The 16,204-nt window shown below is 60.2% G+C and carries 18 protein-coding genes; 8 read left to right on the forward strand and 10 right to left on the reverse strand.

Translation table 11 applies throughout. The features are described from left to right. Positions 1-54: 54 nt before the first annotated feature. Positions 55-813 carry an AraC family transcriptional regulator gene (locus tag ABVN21_RS02810; RefSeq protein WP_339553993.1) on the reverse strand — a complete coding sequence of 253 codons (759 nt, stop codon included), beginning with the start codon at positions 811-813 and terminating at the stop codon, positions 55-57. 136 nt (positions 814-949) lie between these two features. On the opposite strand from ABVN21_RS02810, the gene ABVN21_RS02815 reads away from it, so the two are divergent. Continuing rightward, positions 950-1,765, forward strand: a complete 816-nt coding sequence (locus ABVN21_RS02815; protein ID WP_339553992.1) for a UDP-2,3-diacylglucosamine diphosphatase — start codon at positions 950-952, stop codon at positions 1,763-1,765. 125 nt (positions 1,766-1,890) lie between these two features. Here ABVN21_RS02815 and ABVN21_RS02820 read toward each other — a convergent pair whose 3' ends face one another. Both ABVN21_RS02820 and ABVN21_RS02825 read right to left on the reverse strand, forming a co-directional pair. Beyond that, the gene (locus ABVN21_RS02820) at positions 1,891-2,481 is read right to left on the reverse strand and encodes a phosphohydrolase (RefSeq protein WP_339553991.1); all 591 of its coding nucleotides are present in this window, start codon (positions 2,479-2,481) and stop codon (positions 1,891-1,893) included. A gap of 18 nt (positions 2,482-2,499) precedes the next feature. Beyond that, entirely contained in the window at positions 2,500-2,811 is a 312-nt protein-coding gene (locus ABVN21_RS02825; protein WP_339553990.1) for a DUF962 domain-containing protein, read from the reverse strand. A 160-nt stretch (positions 2,812-2,971) separates the two neighbouring features. Between ABVN21_RS02825 and ABVN21_RS02830 the strand changes: the two genes are divergently transcribed. Continuing rightward, on the forward strand, positions 2,972-4,033 hold the full coding sequence (locus ABVN21_RS02830) for an AraC family transcriptional regulator (RefSeq protein ID WP_339553989.1): 1,062 nt from the start codon (positions 2,972-2,974) through the stop codon (positions 4,031-4,033). On the opposite strand, the gene ABVN21_RS02835 is transcribed toward ABVN21_RS02830, so the two are convergent. Beyond that, positions 3,990-5,444 carry a TrkH family potassium uptake protein gene (locus ABVN21_RS02835; RefSeq protein WP_339553987.1) on the reverse strand — a complete coding sequence of 485 codons (1,455 nt, stop codon included), beginning with the start codon at positions 5,442-5,444 and terminating at the stop codon, positions 3,990-3,992. The two genes, ABVN21_RS02830 and ABVN21_RS02835, sit on opposite strands and share 44 nt — an antisense overlap. A gap of 120 nt (positions 5,445-5,564) precedes the next feature. Between ABVN21_RS02835 and ABVN21_RS02840 the strand changes: the two genes are divergently transcribed. Then, positions 5,565-6,131, forward strand: coding sequence for an NAD(P)H nitroreductase (locus ABVN21_RS02840; protein WP_339553986.1), 567 nt, complete (start codon positions 5,565-5,567; stop codon positions 6,129-6,131). A gap of 120 nt (positions 6,132-6,251) precedes the next feature. Here the strand turns inward: ABVN21_RS02840 and ABVN21_RS02845 are convergent, their stop codons facing one another. The 6 genes from ABVN21_RS02845 to ABVN21_RS02870 form a co-directional block, all read right to left on the reverse strand. After that, entirely contained in the window at positions 6,252-7,595 is a 1,344-nt protein-coding gene (locus ABVN21_RS02845) for a HAMP domain-containing sensor histidine kinase (protein ID WP_339553985.1), read from the reverse strand. 170 nt (positions 7,596-7,765) lie between these two features. Next, a complete protein-coding gene (locus tag ABVN21_RS02850) occupies positions 7,766-8,215 on the reverse strand; it encodes an LTXXQ domain protein (RefSeq protein ID WP_034146223.1) in 450 nt (149 codons plus the stop codon). Positions 8,216-8,477: 262 nt separating this feature from the next. Next, positions 8,478-9,155, reverse strand: coding sequence for a response regulator transcription factor (locus ABVN21_RS02855; protein WP_034146224.1), 678 nt, complete (start codon positions 9,153-9,155; stop codon positions 8,478-8,480). Between the two features lie 7 nt (positions 9,156-9,162). Next, a complete protein-coding gene (locus ABVN21_RS02860) occupies positions 9,163-9,576 on the reverse strand; it encodes a translation initiation factor 2 (RefSeq protein WP_339553984.1) in 414 nt (137 codons plus the stop codon). A 121-nt stretch (positions 9,577-9,697) separates the two neighbouring features. Continuing rightward, on the reverse strand, positions 9,698-9,997 hold the full coding sequence (locus tag ABVN21_RS02865; protein WP_008156126.1) for a YciI family protein: 300 nt from the start codon (positions 9,995-9,997) through the stop codon (positions 9,698-9,700). 1 nt (position 9,998) lies between these two features. Continuing rightward, positions 9,999-10,595 (reverse strand): septation protein A, encoded by a 597-nt coding sequence (locus ABVN21_RS02870; protein ID WP_339553983.1) that lies wholly within the window; start codon positions 10,593-10,595, stop codon positions 9,999-10,001. An 87-nt stretch (positions 10,596-10,682) separates the two neighbouring features. On the opposite strand from ABVN21_RS02870, the gene ABVN21_RS02875 reads away from it, so the two are divergent. From ABVN21_RS02875 to rluB, 5 genes are all read left to right on the forward strand, one after another. After that, the gene (locus ABVN21_RS02875; protein WP_339553982.1) at positions 10,683-11,546 is read left to right on the forward strand and encodes a PHP domain-containing protein; all 864 of its coding nucleotides are present in this window, start codon (positions 10,683-10,685) and stop codon (positions 11,544-11,546) included. A gap of 13 nt (positions 11,547-11,559) precedes the next feature. Continuing rightward, a complete protein-coding gene (locus tag ABVN21_RS02880) occupies positions 11,560-12,189 on the forward strand; it encodes an L-threonylcarbamoyladenylate synthase (protein ID WP_339553981.1) in 630 nt (209 codons plus the stop codon). A 120-nt stretch (positions 12,190-12,309) separates the two neighbouring features. Then, a complete protein-coding gene (locus ABVN21_RS02885; protein ID WP_339554060.1) occupies positions 12,310-13,008 on the forward strand; it encodes a ScpA family protein in 699 nt (232 codons plus the stop codon). A gap of 11 nt (positions 13,009-13,019) precedes the next feature. Next, positions 13,020-13,991: an SMC-Scp complex subunit ScpB gene (gene scpB / locus ABVN21_RS02890; RefSeq protein ID WP_339553980.1), complete on the forward strand. Its 972-nt coding sequence runs from the start codon at positions 13,020-13,022 to the stop codon at positions 13,989-13,991. 253 nt (positions 13,992-14,244) lie between these two features. Further along, positions 14,245-15,465, forward strand: a complete 1,221-nt coding sequence (rluB, locus tag ABVN21_RS02895; RefSeq protein ID WP_339553979.1) for a 23S rRNA pseudouridine(2605) synthase RluB — start codon at positions 14,245-14,247, stop codon at positions 15,463-15,465. Positions 15,466-16,204: the final 739 nt, after the last annotated feature.

The following is a 16,204-nucleotide window of genomic DNA, read 5'->3' on the forward strand; positions in this document are numbered from 1 at the left end:
GAGCCCGACCATTTAACCTCGCCCGCAGCCGCAATGTCTGTCGGCAAACTAGCGTTATTTGTCGCCAGCCTCGCGCCGTAATTTTCCGGGTGATACGCCGAACTCCCGCAGCACGGCGGCGGCAAAGGCACTCTGGGAGCTGTAACCCACCCGTGAGGCAACTTCGCCAATGGGCAGCATTGAATCCCTCAACAATCCCACAGCTTTATGCAGGCGGCGGCTACGGATGTAATCCATCGGCGTCTGCCCGCATTCGGCGACGAACCGTGCATGAAGGCGAGCATTGGAAAGGCCGGCCACGCGGGCCAGGTCGGCGACCTGCAACGGATAGGCCGCGTATTGGTCGATGTGCGCATTCAGCGCGGCATAGGGCAGGCGCCGACCGCCGACGCTATCGGGCCTGGCGTTGTTGAGACTGGCCAGCAATAGTACAGCGCCTTGTTGCGCAATCAGCGGGTCATCGACTTTGCTGTTGGCCAGCCAATCCACCAGTTGACTCTGTCCAGCATCCAGCGACAACCGACCGGCGTTGTCGAGCAAGCGTCGACTGGCCTCGGCATGATCGCCCAAAGACTGGGCAATCCATTGATCGCCGGGCACGTCCAGGACCAGACAACGGCTGCCATTGGCGCTCCCGCAGGCATGATGATATCCCGAGGGGATCACGACGAAACTTTGCTGAACCACCTGACTGCCACACCCGTCAACTTCGAAATCCAGCGCGCCAGAGAGCCCGAACACCAACTGCGCATGTTCATGGCTGTGGACGATCAGGTCGTCGGTGTATTGGCGAAGGGTGAGGATCGGTCTCATCGCAGGTCTCCCGGGTCAGGGCGCCAGTCTACACCGGGGCACGCCCGCGAGCGCTGTCACAAGACTGACTTGCCGCTGTCATGGGCCATTAACCCGACCGGCGCAAGCTTGCCAAAACTTGTCCTGAGGTTTGCCCATGACCAGCGCCGAGCTCGCCAAACCCAGTCGTAAGCAACGTGTGCGGACCTTGTGGATTTCCGATGTGCACTTGGGCACTCGCGATTGCCAGGCCGAGCATCTGTCGCAGTTTCTCAAGGGCTATCACGCGGACAAAATCTACCTGGTCGGCGACATCATCGACGGCTGGAAACTGCGCGGCGGCATGTACTGGCCGCAGGCGCACACCAACGTGATCCGGCGCCTGCTGACCATGGCCAAGCGTGGCACCGAAGTGATCTACGTCACCGGCAACCACGATGAATTCCTGCGCCGCTATTCGAAGCTGATCCTGGGCAACATCCAGTTGGTGGACGAAGCGGTGCATGTGACTGCCGATGGCCGGCATCTGCTGGTGATCCATGGCGACCAGTTCGACGTGATTACCCGCTATCACCGCTGGCTGGCGTTTCTCGGCGACTCGGCCTACGAATTCACGCTGACCTTGAACCGCTGGCTCAATCATTGGCGCGCCCGTTATGGCTACGGTTATTGGTCGCTGTCGGCGTACCTCAAGCACAAAGTGAAAACCGCGGTCAGTTTCATCAGCGACTTTGAAGAAGCCATCGCCCACGAATGCGTAAAGCGCGAGCTGCACGGCGTGGTGTGCGGGCACATTCACCACGCCGAGATACGCAAGGTCGGCGAGGTGGACTACCTCAATTGCGGGGATTGGGTGGAATCGTGTACGGCGCTGATCGAGCATTGGGATGGCACGATCGAGTTGTATCGGCTGGCCGATGCCCAGGCGCGGGAGGCGCAGTTGAAGTCAGCCAAGGTCGCAGAATTGGCTTAAGGCTCAAAGTCCCCATCGCGAGCAGGCTCACTCCTACAGTTGATCGTTTTCTCCTGGAGGTACTCGGTCTCTTGTGGGAGCGCGCCTGCTCGCGATTGGACCTCGCAGCGGTCCCGCTGGATCTGTTAGGCCGGCGCGTGTTCTTCCATCGCCGCCTTGTAGATCGAATTCTTCGGCTGCGCAAATAACCTTTCCATCATCGGTTCAAAGAAGCTCAACGGCAGCGTGTCATAAGCCGGGTCAAACGCCGCCGCATCGTATTTGGCGCAGAACTCAATGGTCGTCTGGTATTGCGGGTGATCGCTAAATTGCTCGCGCAGGTGCCGATCCATGCCCAGGTGATGGAAGAAATAGTAGCCCTGGAAAATCCCGTGTTTCTCCACCATCCAAAGATTCTCGGTGCTGACGAACGGCTTGAGGATCGCCGCGGCGATGTCCGGGTGGTTGTAGGAACCCAGGGTGTCACCGATGTCGTGGAGCAGGGCGCAGACCACGTACTCTTCATCGCGGCCATCGCGCCAGGCACGGGTGGCCGTTTGCAAAGAGTGGGTCAGGCGATCCACCGGAAAGCCACCGAAATCACCTTCCAGCAACTTCAAGTGCGCCACGATCCGGCCCGGCAACTGACGGGCATAGGCACTGAAATCGGCGGCGATGATCGCCCAGTCTTCCTGTGTGCCGTCCTTCATGTGGGTGAAACGGGCATTGGCATTCATCGGCAATCCTCTTGTGTTCTAGAACGGCACGCGTCCCAGAATCATGTCGCGATACATGACGAAATCGCCGAGCAGGCTGTAGAAAGGGTGCTGAAAGGTTGCAGGACGATTCTTCTCGAAGAAGAAATGCCCGACCCAGGCGAAGCTGTATCCGGCCAGCGGCAAGATCCACAACAACATCCACGCGCCACGACCGATGGTCAGCGCCAGAATGAAAATAACCAGCGTGGTACCGATGAAGTGCAGTCGTCGGCAAGTGCTGTTGCTGTGTTCGCTGAGGTAGTACGGGTAAAACTCAGCGAAGCTGTTGAAACGTTTGATGTTTTCCACGACTGCAATCTCTGTGGTTATTGTTCTGGCTGCAAGTTGTTCTGCGGGTAGCTTATTTGAGTCTAGAGTGATCATTGGCGCCAGCCAGTGACAATAGGCGCCACTTTAGTATCCTTCGGTAAATTCGCCGCGACAGACGGCTCACCAAGACAGTAAAGCCATGAGCGAACGAACGACTTCTGCAAGCTGGGCGATGGGGATTGTCAAAGCACTGGAAATGGACGGCCTGGATTGCCGGGTTCTGTTCAAACAGCTGGGGCTCGACTACGAAGCACTGGATGATCCGGATGCACGCTTCCCGCAAGACTCCATGACTCGACTTTGGCAGCGCGCGGTTGAGCTGTCCGGTAACCCGGCGATTGGCCTGAACATGGGCAAGGTAGTGCGACCGGCACAGTTTCATGTGACGGGCTACGCCCTGATGTCCAGCCAGACCCTGGCCGAAGGCTTCAAGCGCCTGGTGCGCTACCAGCGGATCATCGCCGAAAGCGCCGACCTGAGTTTCCGCCTGCTGGACGAGGGCTATGCGCTGATCCTGACTGTCCACGGCGATCATCTGCCGCCGACCCGGCAAAGCGCCGAAGCCTCGCTGGCTTGCGCCCTGGCGCTGTGCGGCTGGCTGACCGGGCGCACGTTGCAGCCGCGCAAAGTGCTGGTGCAGGGCGATCAACCGGCCAATCTCGAACCTTACAAACAAGCTTTCCACGCCCCATTGGTGTTCAACGCGCCCTACGATGCCTTGATTTTTGAACGCGCGGACATGGAAGCGCCGCTGCCGACGGCCAACGAGGCCATGGCGTTGTTGCATGACCGTTTCGCCGGTGAGTACCTGGCGCGGTTCTCCGAGAGCCGTGTCACGCACAAGGCGCGGCAGGTGTTGTGCCGTTTGTTGCCCCAGGGCGAACCCAAGCGCGACGCCGTGGCGCAGACGCTGCATTTGTCGCAACGCACCTTGCAGCGGCGTTTGCAGGAGGAGGGAACGAGTTTTCAGACGTTGCTCGACGACACCCGTCGTGAGCTGGCCGAGCAGTATCTGGCGCAACCGACCATGACCCTGCTGGAAATTGCCTACCTGCTGGGGTTCGCCGATCCGAGCAACTTCTTCCGCGCCTTCCGCCGCTGGTTCGACACCACCCCCGGCGAGTACCGGGCGCGGTTGCTCGAAGCGCCTGCGCCGGTCAGTGACGCCAGAACGCCGGAATACACAGCACAAACACCGTAATGATCTCCAGTCGGCCCAGAAGCATGCCGAACGAGAGAATCCACTTGGCCGCGTCCGGCAGGGAAGCGAAGTTGCCGGCCGGACCGATGGTCTCGCCCAGGCCGGGACCGACGCCGGATACGGTGCTGGCCGCGCCGGTGAGGGCGGTCATCCAGTCCACGCCGAGCAACGACAGCAGTAACGCGATCACACAGATAGTGATGGCGAAGAAGAACGAAAAGGTGAGGATCGACCTCACGATCTCTTCATCGAGACGGTGACCGTTGTACTTCTGCTTGATCACCGCGCGGGGGTGAATCAGCTGGTTAAGGTTAGCCTTGAGCAGGATGTAGGCGACCTGGAAACGGAAAATCTTGATCCCGCCGGCAGTCGAGCCGGAACAGCCGCCGACAAAGCCCAAATAGAAAAACAGCATCAGCGAGAAATTGCCCCAGAGGCTGTAGTCCCCCAGTGCAAAACCGGTGGTCGTTACTACCGATGTCACGTTCAGCGCTACATGTCGCAGCGCTTCCAGCCAATGCAGCTTGGTGGTCCACCAGTACCAGGTGCCCAGCACCAGCCAGGTCACCAGCAACATGCCCAGCAAGCCTTGAACCTGTTGATCCTTGATCAGCGCGCGGCGGTTACCGCGCAAGGTCGCTACGTACAGGGTGAATGGCAGGCTGCCGAGAATCATGATGACGATCGCCACCCAATGCACGGCCGGTTGCGTCCACTTGGCCAGGGATTGGTCCGAAGTGGAGAAACCCCCGGTGGAAATCGCGGACATTGCATGGTTGATCGCATCGAACGGGCTCATCCCGGCCCACCAGAAGGCCAGGCTGCCGAAAATGGTAATGCCGACGTAGGCCGCTACGATCAATCGCGCCACCATGTGCGAACGGGGCATGACTTTTTCGGAACGGTCTGACGACTCCGTCTGAAACAGCCGCATGCCACCGATGCGCAGCAGTGGCAGAATCGCTACCGCCATGCCGATAAAGCCGATGCCGCCAATCCAGTGCAGCAGCGAGCGCCACATCAGAATCCCGGGGGACATGTCATCCAGATGGTTGAGCACCGTCGAACCGGTGGCGGTGATACCGGACATGCTTTCGAAGAACGAGTCGGTGTAACTGATGTGCTGGGTCAGCAAAAACGGCAACGCGGCGAAGATGCACACCACCAGCCAACTGCTGACGGTCAGCAAATACATGTCCCGTGGTCGCAAGTGCACGTGCTCGGGGCGCCCGGGAATGACCAGGGCCAGGCCGGCGACAAAGGTAATCATGCTGGCCCAGAGGAATGACGGCAGGTCGCTGGTGCGGTCAAAGATGACCAGCGTGGCCATGGGCACGACCATGGAGATCGCCAGGGTTATCAGGAAGATGCCGATGATGAAACCAATGATCCGTAAGGTCGGCAACGCCATGAATTCCGCTCGGCTGAAGTAAGGAGGGCGCCATTCTACCTGTGGGGCAGGGCATGTAAACCGGCACTCTCAAGGTGGATACCGCTAGAATAGCCAAACATTTTTCTCAGGAGGTGGCCGATGCAGGCTCTCGACGTTTTGCTCAACCGTGTTTCCGTCCCGCGACTGGTCGAGCCGGCCCCTACACCAGCACAGCGAGAAGTGCTGTTTGGCGCCGCCATGCGGGCCCCGGATCACGGACACCTGCAGCCTTGGCGCTTCCTGACGGTCGAAGGCGCGGCGCGTGAGCAAATGGGTGAGTTGCTGGCAGAAGCGGCGAAGCAGCAGGACGGCGAAGTCACTGAAGCGGCCATCGACAAGGCACGCAACGGTCCGCTGCGTGCACCACTGGTGGTCGTGGTGATTGCGCGTGTGCAGGATCACGTCAAGTATCCGAAATCCGAGCAGTTATTGGCGGCTGGTTGCGCGGCGCACGGGATTTTGCTGGCAGCTTATGCGCAAGGAATTGGCGCGGTGTGGCGCACGGGTGATCTGGCTTATTCGCCGCAGGTGGCCAAGGGGTTGGGTCTTGCCGAAGGCGAAGAGGTGATTGCGTTTCTTTACCTTGGCACGCCGCAGAAAGAGCCGCGGGTGGCGGAGAAGGTTGATCTGACTGCTTTCGTCAGCGCCTGGCCCGGCAAGGCCTGACACCGCAAAACCTGTAGGAGCAAGCTTGCTCGCGATGGCGGCAGAGGCTTCAACATTGAAGTGACTGATAGACCGCTATCGTCGGAACGCCGCCCGGAGCAGGCTCGCTCCCACAGGGTTTCAAGGTTGGACGACGGCCCCCGGTACCAATGGTAATTCCAGACTGGCAATAAACCCACCTTCCGGATGATTGGCTAACACCAGGCTCCCGCCATGGCGTTCCGCCGCTCGGCGTGCGATCGCCAATCCCAAGCCATGCCCCGCTGCTGTTTGCCCCGGTGCGCGGAAGAACGGCTCACCCAACTGGCTCAAATGAACCGCATCGACCCCCGGCCCATGGTCACGCACGGTTACCACAATCCGCTCCCCGTGACGCAACGCCTGCATTTCAATCGGCAGGCCGCCTAACGGATTGAAGCGTTGGGCGTTACGCAGAAGGTTGTCCACGGCGCGCTCGATCATGGTCGGCCAGCCTTTGAGACTCAATTGAGTCTCGGCTTCGAGATGGACGAGTTGTTCCGGTGAACCCAGTTGCGCATCTTTTTGCAGGGTATTGAGCAAGGCGTTGAGATCCACTTCTTCAGCGCTGGCGTTGTCGGCATCGACCCGGGCCAGTACGAGGATTTCACTGATTAGCGCTTCGAGCCGATCGCATTCGCGGGTCAGGCGCGGCCAGAGTTTTTCTCGTTCTTCCGGGTTGGCCCGTTCGGCCAATGCCAGCGCAATGCGTAGCCGGGCAAGCGGAGAGCGCAGTTCGTGAGACACGTCCCGCAGCAATTGTCGCTGGCTGCCGATCAGGCTTTGCAGACGCGCGCCCATCCGGTTGAAGTCGTTGGCCAGCACGCCGAATTCATCGCGGCGGTTGGCCAGTTTGACCAGGCTGTTTTGTTGGTAGGTGGTTTGCCCAAGATCATGCACCGCACCGCGTAAACGGCTGAGTGGACGGGTGATGGAAAAGGTTACTAACAGGCTGAACAGGGTCAGTACCACCAGGGCAATTCCCAATGCACTCAGCGGCCAGAGCAGGCTTTCGCGGTGCCAGGCGTCGAGTTCCGGGTGAGGAATGCGGTAGATGAACAGGTAGGTGTCGCCGCTTTTTTCGCTGGTGAACTCGTCGGTCAGGCGCCGCCAGGGCAGGCGACGGTCATCGTTGTTCTGCCGAGCCTCAAACGCCGCCGCGCGCCGAGGGAAGGTGCCGCGCACCACCGGGTCGCCGCTCTCGTTGAGCACCTGGACATCGATGTGATATTGGCGCTTGCGCTGCTCAAGAATGTCCTGGGCTGCGTCTTCACCCTGGGTTTCGTAGGTCTGCGTCCATTGCTCGGCCAGGGTGTTCAGGCCCGGATGGCGACTGAGTATCCACGCATCCTGGTTGAGCATGTGCCCGAGCAGAATGGAGAGCCCTGCAACCAGAGCGATGGCCAGCCAGAAGCTGGCCAGAATCCGCCAGAACAATGAACGCACAGAAATCCCTCAAACAAACACAAACCATTGTGGGAGCGAACCTGCTCGCGAAAGCGTCGGCACATTCAACATCAACGTGACTGAAAGAACGCTATCGCGAGCAGGCTCGCTCCCACATCTGAATTACATCAGACCCAACGGTGTTCAGCCGTTGGGTCCGGGTTAGCGCATTATTGCGCTTTTTGCGCCTGTTGCGCTTTCCAGGCCTTGAACTCGGCCCATTCGGCGCGACGCTCAGCTTGTTTCTTCTGGATCTCGTCGAATTGCTTCTGTTGATCCGGCTTCAGCAAGGCGCGCACGTCAGCTTCAGCTTTCTTGTGATTGGCGGCCATTTCGTCTTTCATGGCTTTCTGGTCGGCTGGCGAGAGTTTTTCCAAGTATTTGTCGACCACTTGCTTACGCTCGTGCATCTGCTCGCCCATGATCTTGCGAATCTGTTCGCGCTGTTCGCGGCTCAGGTCCAGTTGGCTGTACGGGCCTTTGCCGTGCATGCCGTGCATCTGACCGCCGTGGCGCGAACCGTCCATCGGGCCACCCATCGGGCCGGCGCCTTCAGGCATGGCCATGGCAACGGTCGGCAGAGCGGCGGCGAACATCAGAGCGATAAGAGTCTTGCGCATGGTGAATCTCCTTGTCTCATTCCCGGTACGTTCCGGATGAGTTCAGATTACGCAGATCAAGGTCAGCGGCAGTCAGGGGTACGTAAAGCTTGGGTAAAGATGATTTTGTCAGTACCTGGCAAAACATAATCCTGTAGGAGCCCGGCTTGCCGGCGATGGCGTCCGTGAGATCGCCATCGCCGGCAAGCCGGGCTCCTACAGGGTTTTTGTACTTCCTATGACCTGTAGGAGCCGGCTTGCTGGCGATCCCAGCAACGCGGTGTCAGAGGCTGTAGTAATAGCCCCGGCTACGCAGCGCCACGATGCGCGGGCGCCCATCGGGGTGTGGGCCGATTTTCTTGCGCAAGTTGCTGACGTGCATGTCGAGGCTGCGGTCGTACAGGGTCAGCTTGCGGCCGAGGGCGATTTGCGCCAGTTCCTGTTTGTCCAGCGGCTCGCCGGGTTGCTTGAGCAAGGCTTCCAGCAGGCGGCTTTCGGAAACGGTGAGGGTAAATTCCTGTTCATCGATGCTGACCACGCCGCGCACCGGGCTGAAACACAGGTCGCCCAGTTCCACCTGGCTGGACACCGCCGCCGGGTGGCTGCGGCGCAATACGGCGCGCAGGCGGGCTGTCAGTTCCCGCGGGTCGCAAGGTTTGGCCAGGTAATCGTCGGCGCCGAGTTCCAGGCCGAGGATGCGGTCCAGCGGTTCGCCACGTGCCGACAGCATCAACACCGGCAAGTCCGGGTGATCGCTGCGCAACTGCTTGAGCAGTTCCAGGCCACTGCCATCGGGCAACATCACATCCAGCACAACGGCCGCCGGGGAGGTTTCGGCCAGCGCACGACGGGCGCTCTGACCATCGTGACAGGCACGAACCTGAAACCCTTCCTGGCTCAGCCAACTGCTCAGGAGCTCGCACAGCTCCTGGTCATCATCAATTAGTAACAGCTCGCTCATGACTCACTCAATTTAGCCATTGTCGACGTTTTCGACTTGCCCCACTGGCGAAGATACCGCAGAGCAGGGCCAATAGCGCTACTCCGGCGCCGATGACGAACCACTGCTGCTGATCAGTCAACAAGCGCGGTACCGAACTGCCGGCCTGCGCTTCCTTGAGTTGCAGCTTCAAACGCTGGTTATCCTGGCGCAACCGGGCCAGTTGGGCGCTTTCACGTTCGCCATCGGCATTTTGCAGTTGTTTGTTCAGTTCTTCCCGTTGCCGCTCGCTTTCCTTCAAGCGTTGCTGCAACTCGTTTATCTGGCTGCCGGCGCTCAGGGACAGCGGCGTCGAGCTTGCGCCCTCGGCGCGATCTTCACCGTGGGCGGGGGCCACGATCGACAACATGACCAACATCAGACACAACGGACCTTTGCGCATCGCGACTCCTGGTTCCAATACGAGTATTGGGAAGTTGTCGGCCGGCAAACGAGAATAATGAGCGATTGAGAGCGCGATGAACCGACAAGGTTCACCGCGCGGGGGATTTGCGGAAAGAAATTTACGGCAGGACTTGCTTGAACGGCTTGACCGAAACGTTGGCGTAGACGCCTGCGGCGATGTACGGATCGGCGTCGGCCCAGGCCTGGGCGGCGCTCAGGGAATCGAATTCGGCAACGATCAGGCTGCCGGTGAAACCCGCCGCGCCCGGATCATTGCTGTCGACCGCCGGGTGCGGGCCGGCCAATACGATACGGCCTTCGCCCTTGAGCACTTGCAGGCGCTCAAGGTGCGCAGGCCGTGCGGCCAGGCGGGCTTCCAGGGAGTTGGCGACGTCTGTGGCAATGATTGCGTAAAGCATGTCAGTCCTCGGTTTTCGGCGTTGTGGTATCGGCGTCGTGCAGGTGGCGGGACAGGTAGATGCCCTGGCCGACCAGGAACAGCAAAGTCATGCCCAGGCTGCCGAAGACCTTGAAGTCGACCCAGTAGCTCTGGAAGGTGAACGCGACGAACAGGTTCGCGGCGCCGCAAAACAGGAAAAACGCAATCCACGCGATGTTCAGGCGCGTCCAGACTGCATCCGGCAACGTCAGTGCATGGCCCATGATGCGCTTGATCAGCAGTTGATCACCGATGAAGTGACTGCCGATAAAGGCGAGAGCGAACAGCCAGTTCACTACCGGGGCTTTCCATTTCAGGAACGTCTCGCTGTGGAAGGCCAGGGTCAGGCTGCCGAAGACCAGGCAAGCGATGAGGGTCAGCCACTGGCTCTTCTCCAGCTTGCGCTGTTTGATGAACAACGTGCCGTAGACCACCAGGGAGCTGATGATCAGCATCGCGGTGGCGCTGTAAATACCGCCTACAGTTACCTCGTGACCGGCGATGTCGACGACCCGTGGATCGATTTTGAAGACGATGAAAAACAGCAGGAGCGGGATGAAATCGATGAATTGTTTCACAGTGGCAGCCAGAAGCAGGATGTGGCGGCATAATAACAAACATATGGGCGCGCGATAGCGCCAGCTGATTTGAGGTTACAAAGCCCCGTGAATGTTGATTTGCACTGCCATAGCACGGCCTCCGATGGCGCCCTGGCGCCTGCAGTTCTGGTGGCGCGTGCGTTCGAGAACGGCGTGCGAGTCCTGGCGTTGACCGATCACGACACCCTTGAAGGCCTCGAAGAGGCACGCAGCACGGCGAATTCGCTGGGCATGCAACTGGTCAACGGCGTCGAGTTGTCCTGCACCTGGGGTGGCGCGACCATTCACGTGCTGGGCTACGGATTCGACGTCAACGCCCCACCGTTGGTCGAGGCGATCACCAAATTGCACGAAGGCCGCTGGCTGCGTTCCGAAGAAATCGGCCGAAAACTGGCATTGAAAGGCATGTCCGGCGCGCTGGAAGGTGCCCGGAAAATCCAGCAGGAACTGGGTGACAGTGGCAACGCTCCGGCCCGTCCGCACTTTGCTGACTGGATGGTGCGCGAAGGTTTCGTCAAGGATCGCGCCGAAGCGTTTCGCAAATGGCTGGGTGCCGGCAAGCTCGGGGACGTCAAGCAACACTGGCCGACCCTGGAGGAAACCGTCGAAACCCTGCGCGCGGCTAAGGCCTGGGTCAGTCTGGCCCACCCTTGGCACTATGAATTCACCCGTAGCAAACGTCGCCGCCTGATTGCCGACTATATTCAAGCAGGGGGCCACGCGATTGAGGTGGTCAATGGCTTTCAGCCTGCCGAGCAAGTGGGCAGCCTGGCGATTCTGGCCCGCGAGTTCGGTCTGCTGGTCAGCGCCGGCAGTGATTTTCATGGCCCTGGAGGCTGGTCCGAGATCGGTGAATACCGCCCGATTCCGGAGGATCTGCCACCACTGTGGTGTCGATTCAAACATGACCCAATTATTGCCGCCGTCTGAACAGGTAGAGAATGTGAGTCAATTTTTCCAGATTCATCCGGAAAACCCGCAAGCGCGCCTGATCAAACAGGCCGTCGAAATCATCCGCAACGGCGGGGTGGTGATTTATCCCACAGACTCGTCCTACGCCATTGGTTGCCAGATCGGCGACAAGACCGCTGTGGAACGCGTGCGCCGCTTGCGCGGGCTGGATGACAAGCACAACTTTGCGCTGATTTGCAGCGACCTGTCGCAATTGGGGCTCTTCGCCAAGATCGACACCGGTTTGTTCCGCTTGCTCAAGGCCCACCTGCCAGGGCCGTACACCTTCATTCTCAACGCCACCCGCGAAGTCCCGCGACTGTTGCTGCACCCGAAAAAACGCACTATCGGCCTGCGAGTGCCTAGCCACCCGATTGCCCTGGCGCTGCTGGAAGAGCTCGGCGAGCCACTGATGAGCGTAACCCTGATTTTGCCCGGCGACACCGATCCGCTGACTGATCCCTATGAAATGCGCCAGTTGCTTGAGCATCAGGTCGACCTGATCATCGACGGCGGTTTCGGCGGGATCAAGGCGTCCACCGTGATCAACCTCGCCGACGGCGAGCCGGAAGTGATTCGCGTCGGTTGCGGCGACCCCACGCCGTTCATGGCCGAGGCCTAGATGTCCGCAGTAGAACCCGTCGACAGTCAGGCCGGAGCCCAGCAAGAGCTGCCCTTCGCCATGGTCTATGGCCAGGCGGTCCTGGAAATGCCGCTGGACCTGTACATCCCGCCGGATGCGCTGGAGGTGTTTCTCGAAGCCTTCGAAGGCCCGCTCGACCTGCTGCTGTACCTGATCCGCAAACAGAACATCAACATCCTCGACATCCCGGTGGCGGAAATCACCCGCCAGTACATGGGCTACGTCGAGTTGATGCAGTCGGTGCGCCTGGAACTGGCCGCCGAGTACCTGGTGATGGCCGCGATGCTTGCCGAGATCAAGTCACGGATGCTGCTGCCGCGCGCCGAAACCGTCGAAGACGAAGAAGACGACCCGCGCGCCGAACTGATCCGCCGCTTGCAGGAGTACGAGCGCTTCAAGGCGGCTGCCGAAGGCATCGATGGCCTGAGCCGCGTCGGTCGCGACGTGGTGGTGCCCAAGCTCGATGCACCGCAAGCGCAGGCGCGCAAGCTGTTGCCGGACGTGCGCCTGTCAGAGTTGCTGTTGTCCATGGCCGAGGTGCTGCGCCGTGGCGACATGTTCGAAAGCCACCAGGTCAGCCGCGAGGCGTTGTCCACCCGCGAGCGCATGAGTGATGTGCTGGAACGGCTCAAGGGCGGCGGTTTCGTCCCCTTTGTCGAGCTGTTCACCGCTGAAGAAGGGCGCCTGGGGGTGGTGGTGACCTTCATGGCCATCCTCGAACTGGTCAAGGAATCTTTGGTCGAGCTGGTGCAGAATGAGCCGTTCGCCGCGATTCACGTGCGAGCCCGAGCCGAATAACGAGTCGAATCATGAACCTGAGTGAACCCCGCGAGCTGGCACCTTTGCTCGAAGCCTTTCTGTTGGCCTCGGGAAAACCGCAATCCCTGGAACGCCTGTACGAACTCTTCGAAGAGGGCGAACGGCCGGAGCCGCCGGTTTTCAAGAAAGCGCTGACGATTCTCGCCAAGTCCTGCGATGGCCGCGCCTTCGAACTCAAGGAAGTCGCCTCGGGCTATCGCCTGCAAATCCGCGAGAAGTTTTCGCCGTGGGTCGGCCGTTTGTGGGAAGAGCGTCCGCAACGTTATTCCCGCGCCATGCTTGAAACCATTGCCCTGATCGCCTATCGCCAGCCGATCACCCGGGGCGAGATCGAGGATGTGCGGGGCGTGGCGGTCAACAGTCAGATCGTCAAGACGCTGATGGAACGCGAGTGGATCCGCATCGTCGGTTACCGCGACGTGCCGGGCAAACCGGCGATGTTCGCCACCACCAAGGCGTTCCTCGATCACTTCAACCTGAAAAACCTCGACGACCTGCCGCCGCTGGCCGAACTGCGCGAACTTGAACCCGACCCGGTGCTCGATTTCGACGACGCGCCCGTTCCAGCCGGATTGCAGGAACTCGCCGACGCCAGCGCCGAGCCGGAAGAGCCCAAGGAAGAGACCAGTTTCCATACGTTGTTGCTGGAACTGGACACCATGGAGGAGGGCCTCAAGACGGATTTCGATGATTTGTTGCGTGACGGTGAAGTGTCCGAGCCCGATTCGGAGTTCGCTGACATACAGCCGGAAACCGAAGTTGTAGAACTCGAAGCGCAGCCCGAGCCAGAAATCGAACCCGAGCAGGAAGACGACATCCTCGGCGTCGCTGAAGCCAGGGAAAAACTGCTGGCCGCCGTCGCTGCCCTTGAGCAGCCGAAACCCGAGCTTAGCGATGAAGAAGCCGAAGCATTGGCCCTGGCCGAAGCCATCGAAGCCGAACGCCGCGAGTTCGAAGACTGATCCTTCAGGAGCCGGCTTGCTGGCGATCGCAACACCGCGGTGCCCAGATCACCGCGTTGGCCGCATCGCTGGCAAGCCAGCTCCTACAGAAGGGCTACGGTCTGCGACCACCGGTCAGCGGAAAAACAAGTAAGTCCCGATTGATCAGCTAGTCTCTGATGCGCGAACGCTCGCATGAGCGTATGATTCGCGACCCTTCGGCGATCCCTTCGCCCGAGTACCCAGTTTTCAGAACACACCGGGAGGTGCCCAGATGAGTATCAACGACCAGAAAGACGACCAGGAAATCGGCCCAGCAGGCGAAAAACTGCAGAAAGTCCTCGCCCGTATCGGCGTCGGCTCGCGCCGTGACGTGGAAGCCTGGATCAGCCACGGCCGCATCAAGGTCAACGGCAAAGACGCCACCCTTGGCCAGCGTGTCGACATGCACGACGCCATCACCATCGATGGCAAGGTGATCAAGCGCGAAGAGGCTGCCGAGTCGGTCCGCCGCGTGATCATGTACAACAAGCCCGATGGCGAGATCTGCACCCGTGTCGACCCGGAAGGTCGTCCGACCGTGTTCGACAAGATGCCGAAGCCGAAAGAAGGCCGCTGGATCAACATCGGTCGCCTCGACATCAACACCACCGGTCTGCTGATGTTCACCACCGATGGTGAGCTGGCCAACCGCCTGATGCACCCTTCCTACGAAATGGACCGTGAATACGCGGTACGTGTGCGTGGTGAGGTCGATGACGAGATGATCGAGCGCCTGAAGGCTGGCGTCGTCCTTGAAGACGGCCCGGCCAAGTTCACCGACATCAAGCAGGCACCGGGTGGTGAAGGTTTCAACCACTGGTACCATTGCGTGGTGATGGAAGGTCGTAACCGGGAAGTTCGTCGCCTGTGGGAATCCCAAGGCCTGGTGGTCAGCCGCCTGAAGCGCGTGCGTTTCGGTCCGGTGTTCCTCAACTCCGACCTGCCGATGGGCCGCTGGCGCGAAATGAGCCAGTACGAAGTCGACATTCTGAGTGCCGAGGTCGGCCTGACGCCAGTCGCGATGCCGCAGATGAACGCCAAGAGCAAAGACAAGCTCGAGCGTATGCAGCGTAAATCGTCGCGGCCGATGGCCAAGACCGAGCGCGTGCGTACCCTGCGTCCGGCCACTGGCGCAGCCGCCGCGCCTGCCGCGCCTCGTGCCAGCCGCGAGCCGCAGATCGAAGGCGAGCGTCCGGGTCGCAAGCCAGCCGCCCGTCAGGACGGTGAGCGCGGCCCGCGTACTCCGCGTCCGGCCAATGGTCGTACCGAACGCGGCGAAGGTCGTGGTACGCCGGTAGCTGATCGTCCAGCCGACACCAAGCGTCCGGCCAAGCCTGCGCCGAAGCGTCCGGGGATCAAACTGGTCGAGGGTGACAAGCCATCGGGCAAGCGCCGCGGCGCACCAGCCGGTTCGGGCCAGCGTCCTGGTTTCGGTCGTCGTAAGCCGGAGTGAGGCAGCGTTAAGCTGCGAGCGGCAAGTAAAAAACGCCAACCTTCGGGTTGGCGTTTTTTTTGCGTCTGGCTTTAGCGTTGCGTTGTTTTTGAGGGTCTCTTCGAGGGTAAGCCGATCCCACAGGGGCCGGGTTCGGCGAAAAAAGCGATCCAATGTGGGAGCCAGCCTGCTGGCGATTGCTATGGCGGCAGCGCCGTCAACCCTGAATTGGAAGCCCGCCTTTACACTCTGTAAAGAAATGCTGACGAATTCCTCGGGTTGGTCCAGTGAAATGATCTCCATCTCAACAGCGTAAGAAAATCCTTCCACTTCGCCACCTATCCATTCCCGTTCCACTGCTCTAACCCGCTTGTTTCCCCTCCCTATGCGAGGTGTTATGCGCGCCATGCCTGTCGTGCAGGTGCATAACAAAAAGGAGGCGCAATGAACGCCGTAATCCATTTTCACCTCCCAACGTGGGGCGAGTTTTCCGCCGTCTGCGTCCATGGCCCGCAAAGGCCTGATTCTCTTTTTGCAGCCGCCCGAGTCACTCGCGGCGGACACAGGCAATCCCGGCAACCGACACGCTGATCCAGCGGGTCTGGCAGCAGGGGGTTAGCGGTGTACAATGCGCCGCGTTTTACCTGTGACCTCCTGCGCATCTGCGCAAACCTCAAGGCTATCCGCCTTGTTCACTCCGCCGCGTCACGAGCGTGTCGGGTTCGATTTCGTCACAGATAAAAACAAACAGGTGACGCAT

The organism is Pseudomonas sp. MYb327 (assembly GCF_040438925.1).
In the GTDB taxonomy this organism is placed as follows: Bacteria; Pseudomonadota; Gammaproteobacteria; order Pseudomonadales; family Pseudomonadaceae; genus Aquipseudomonas.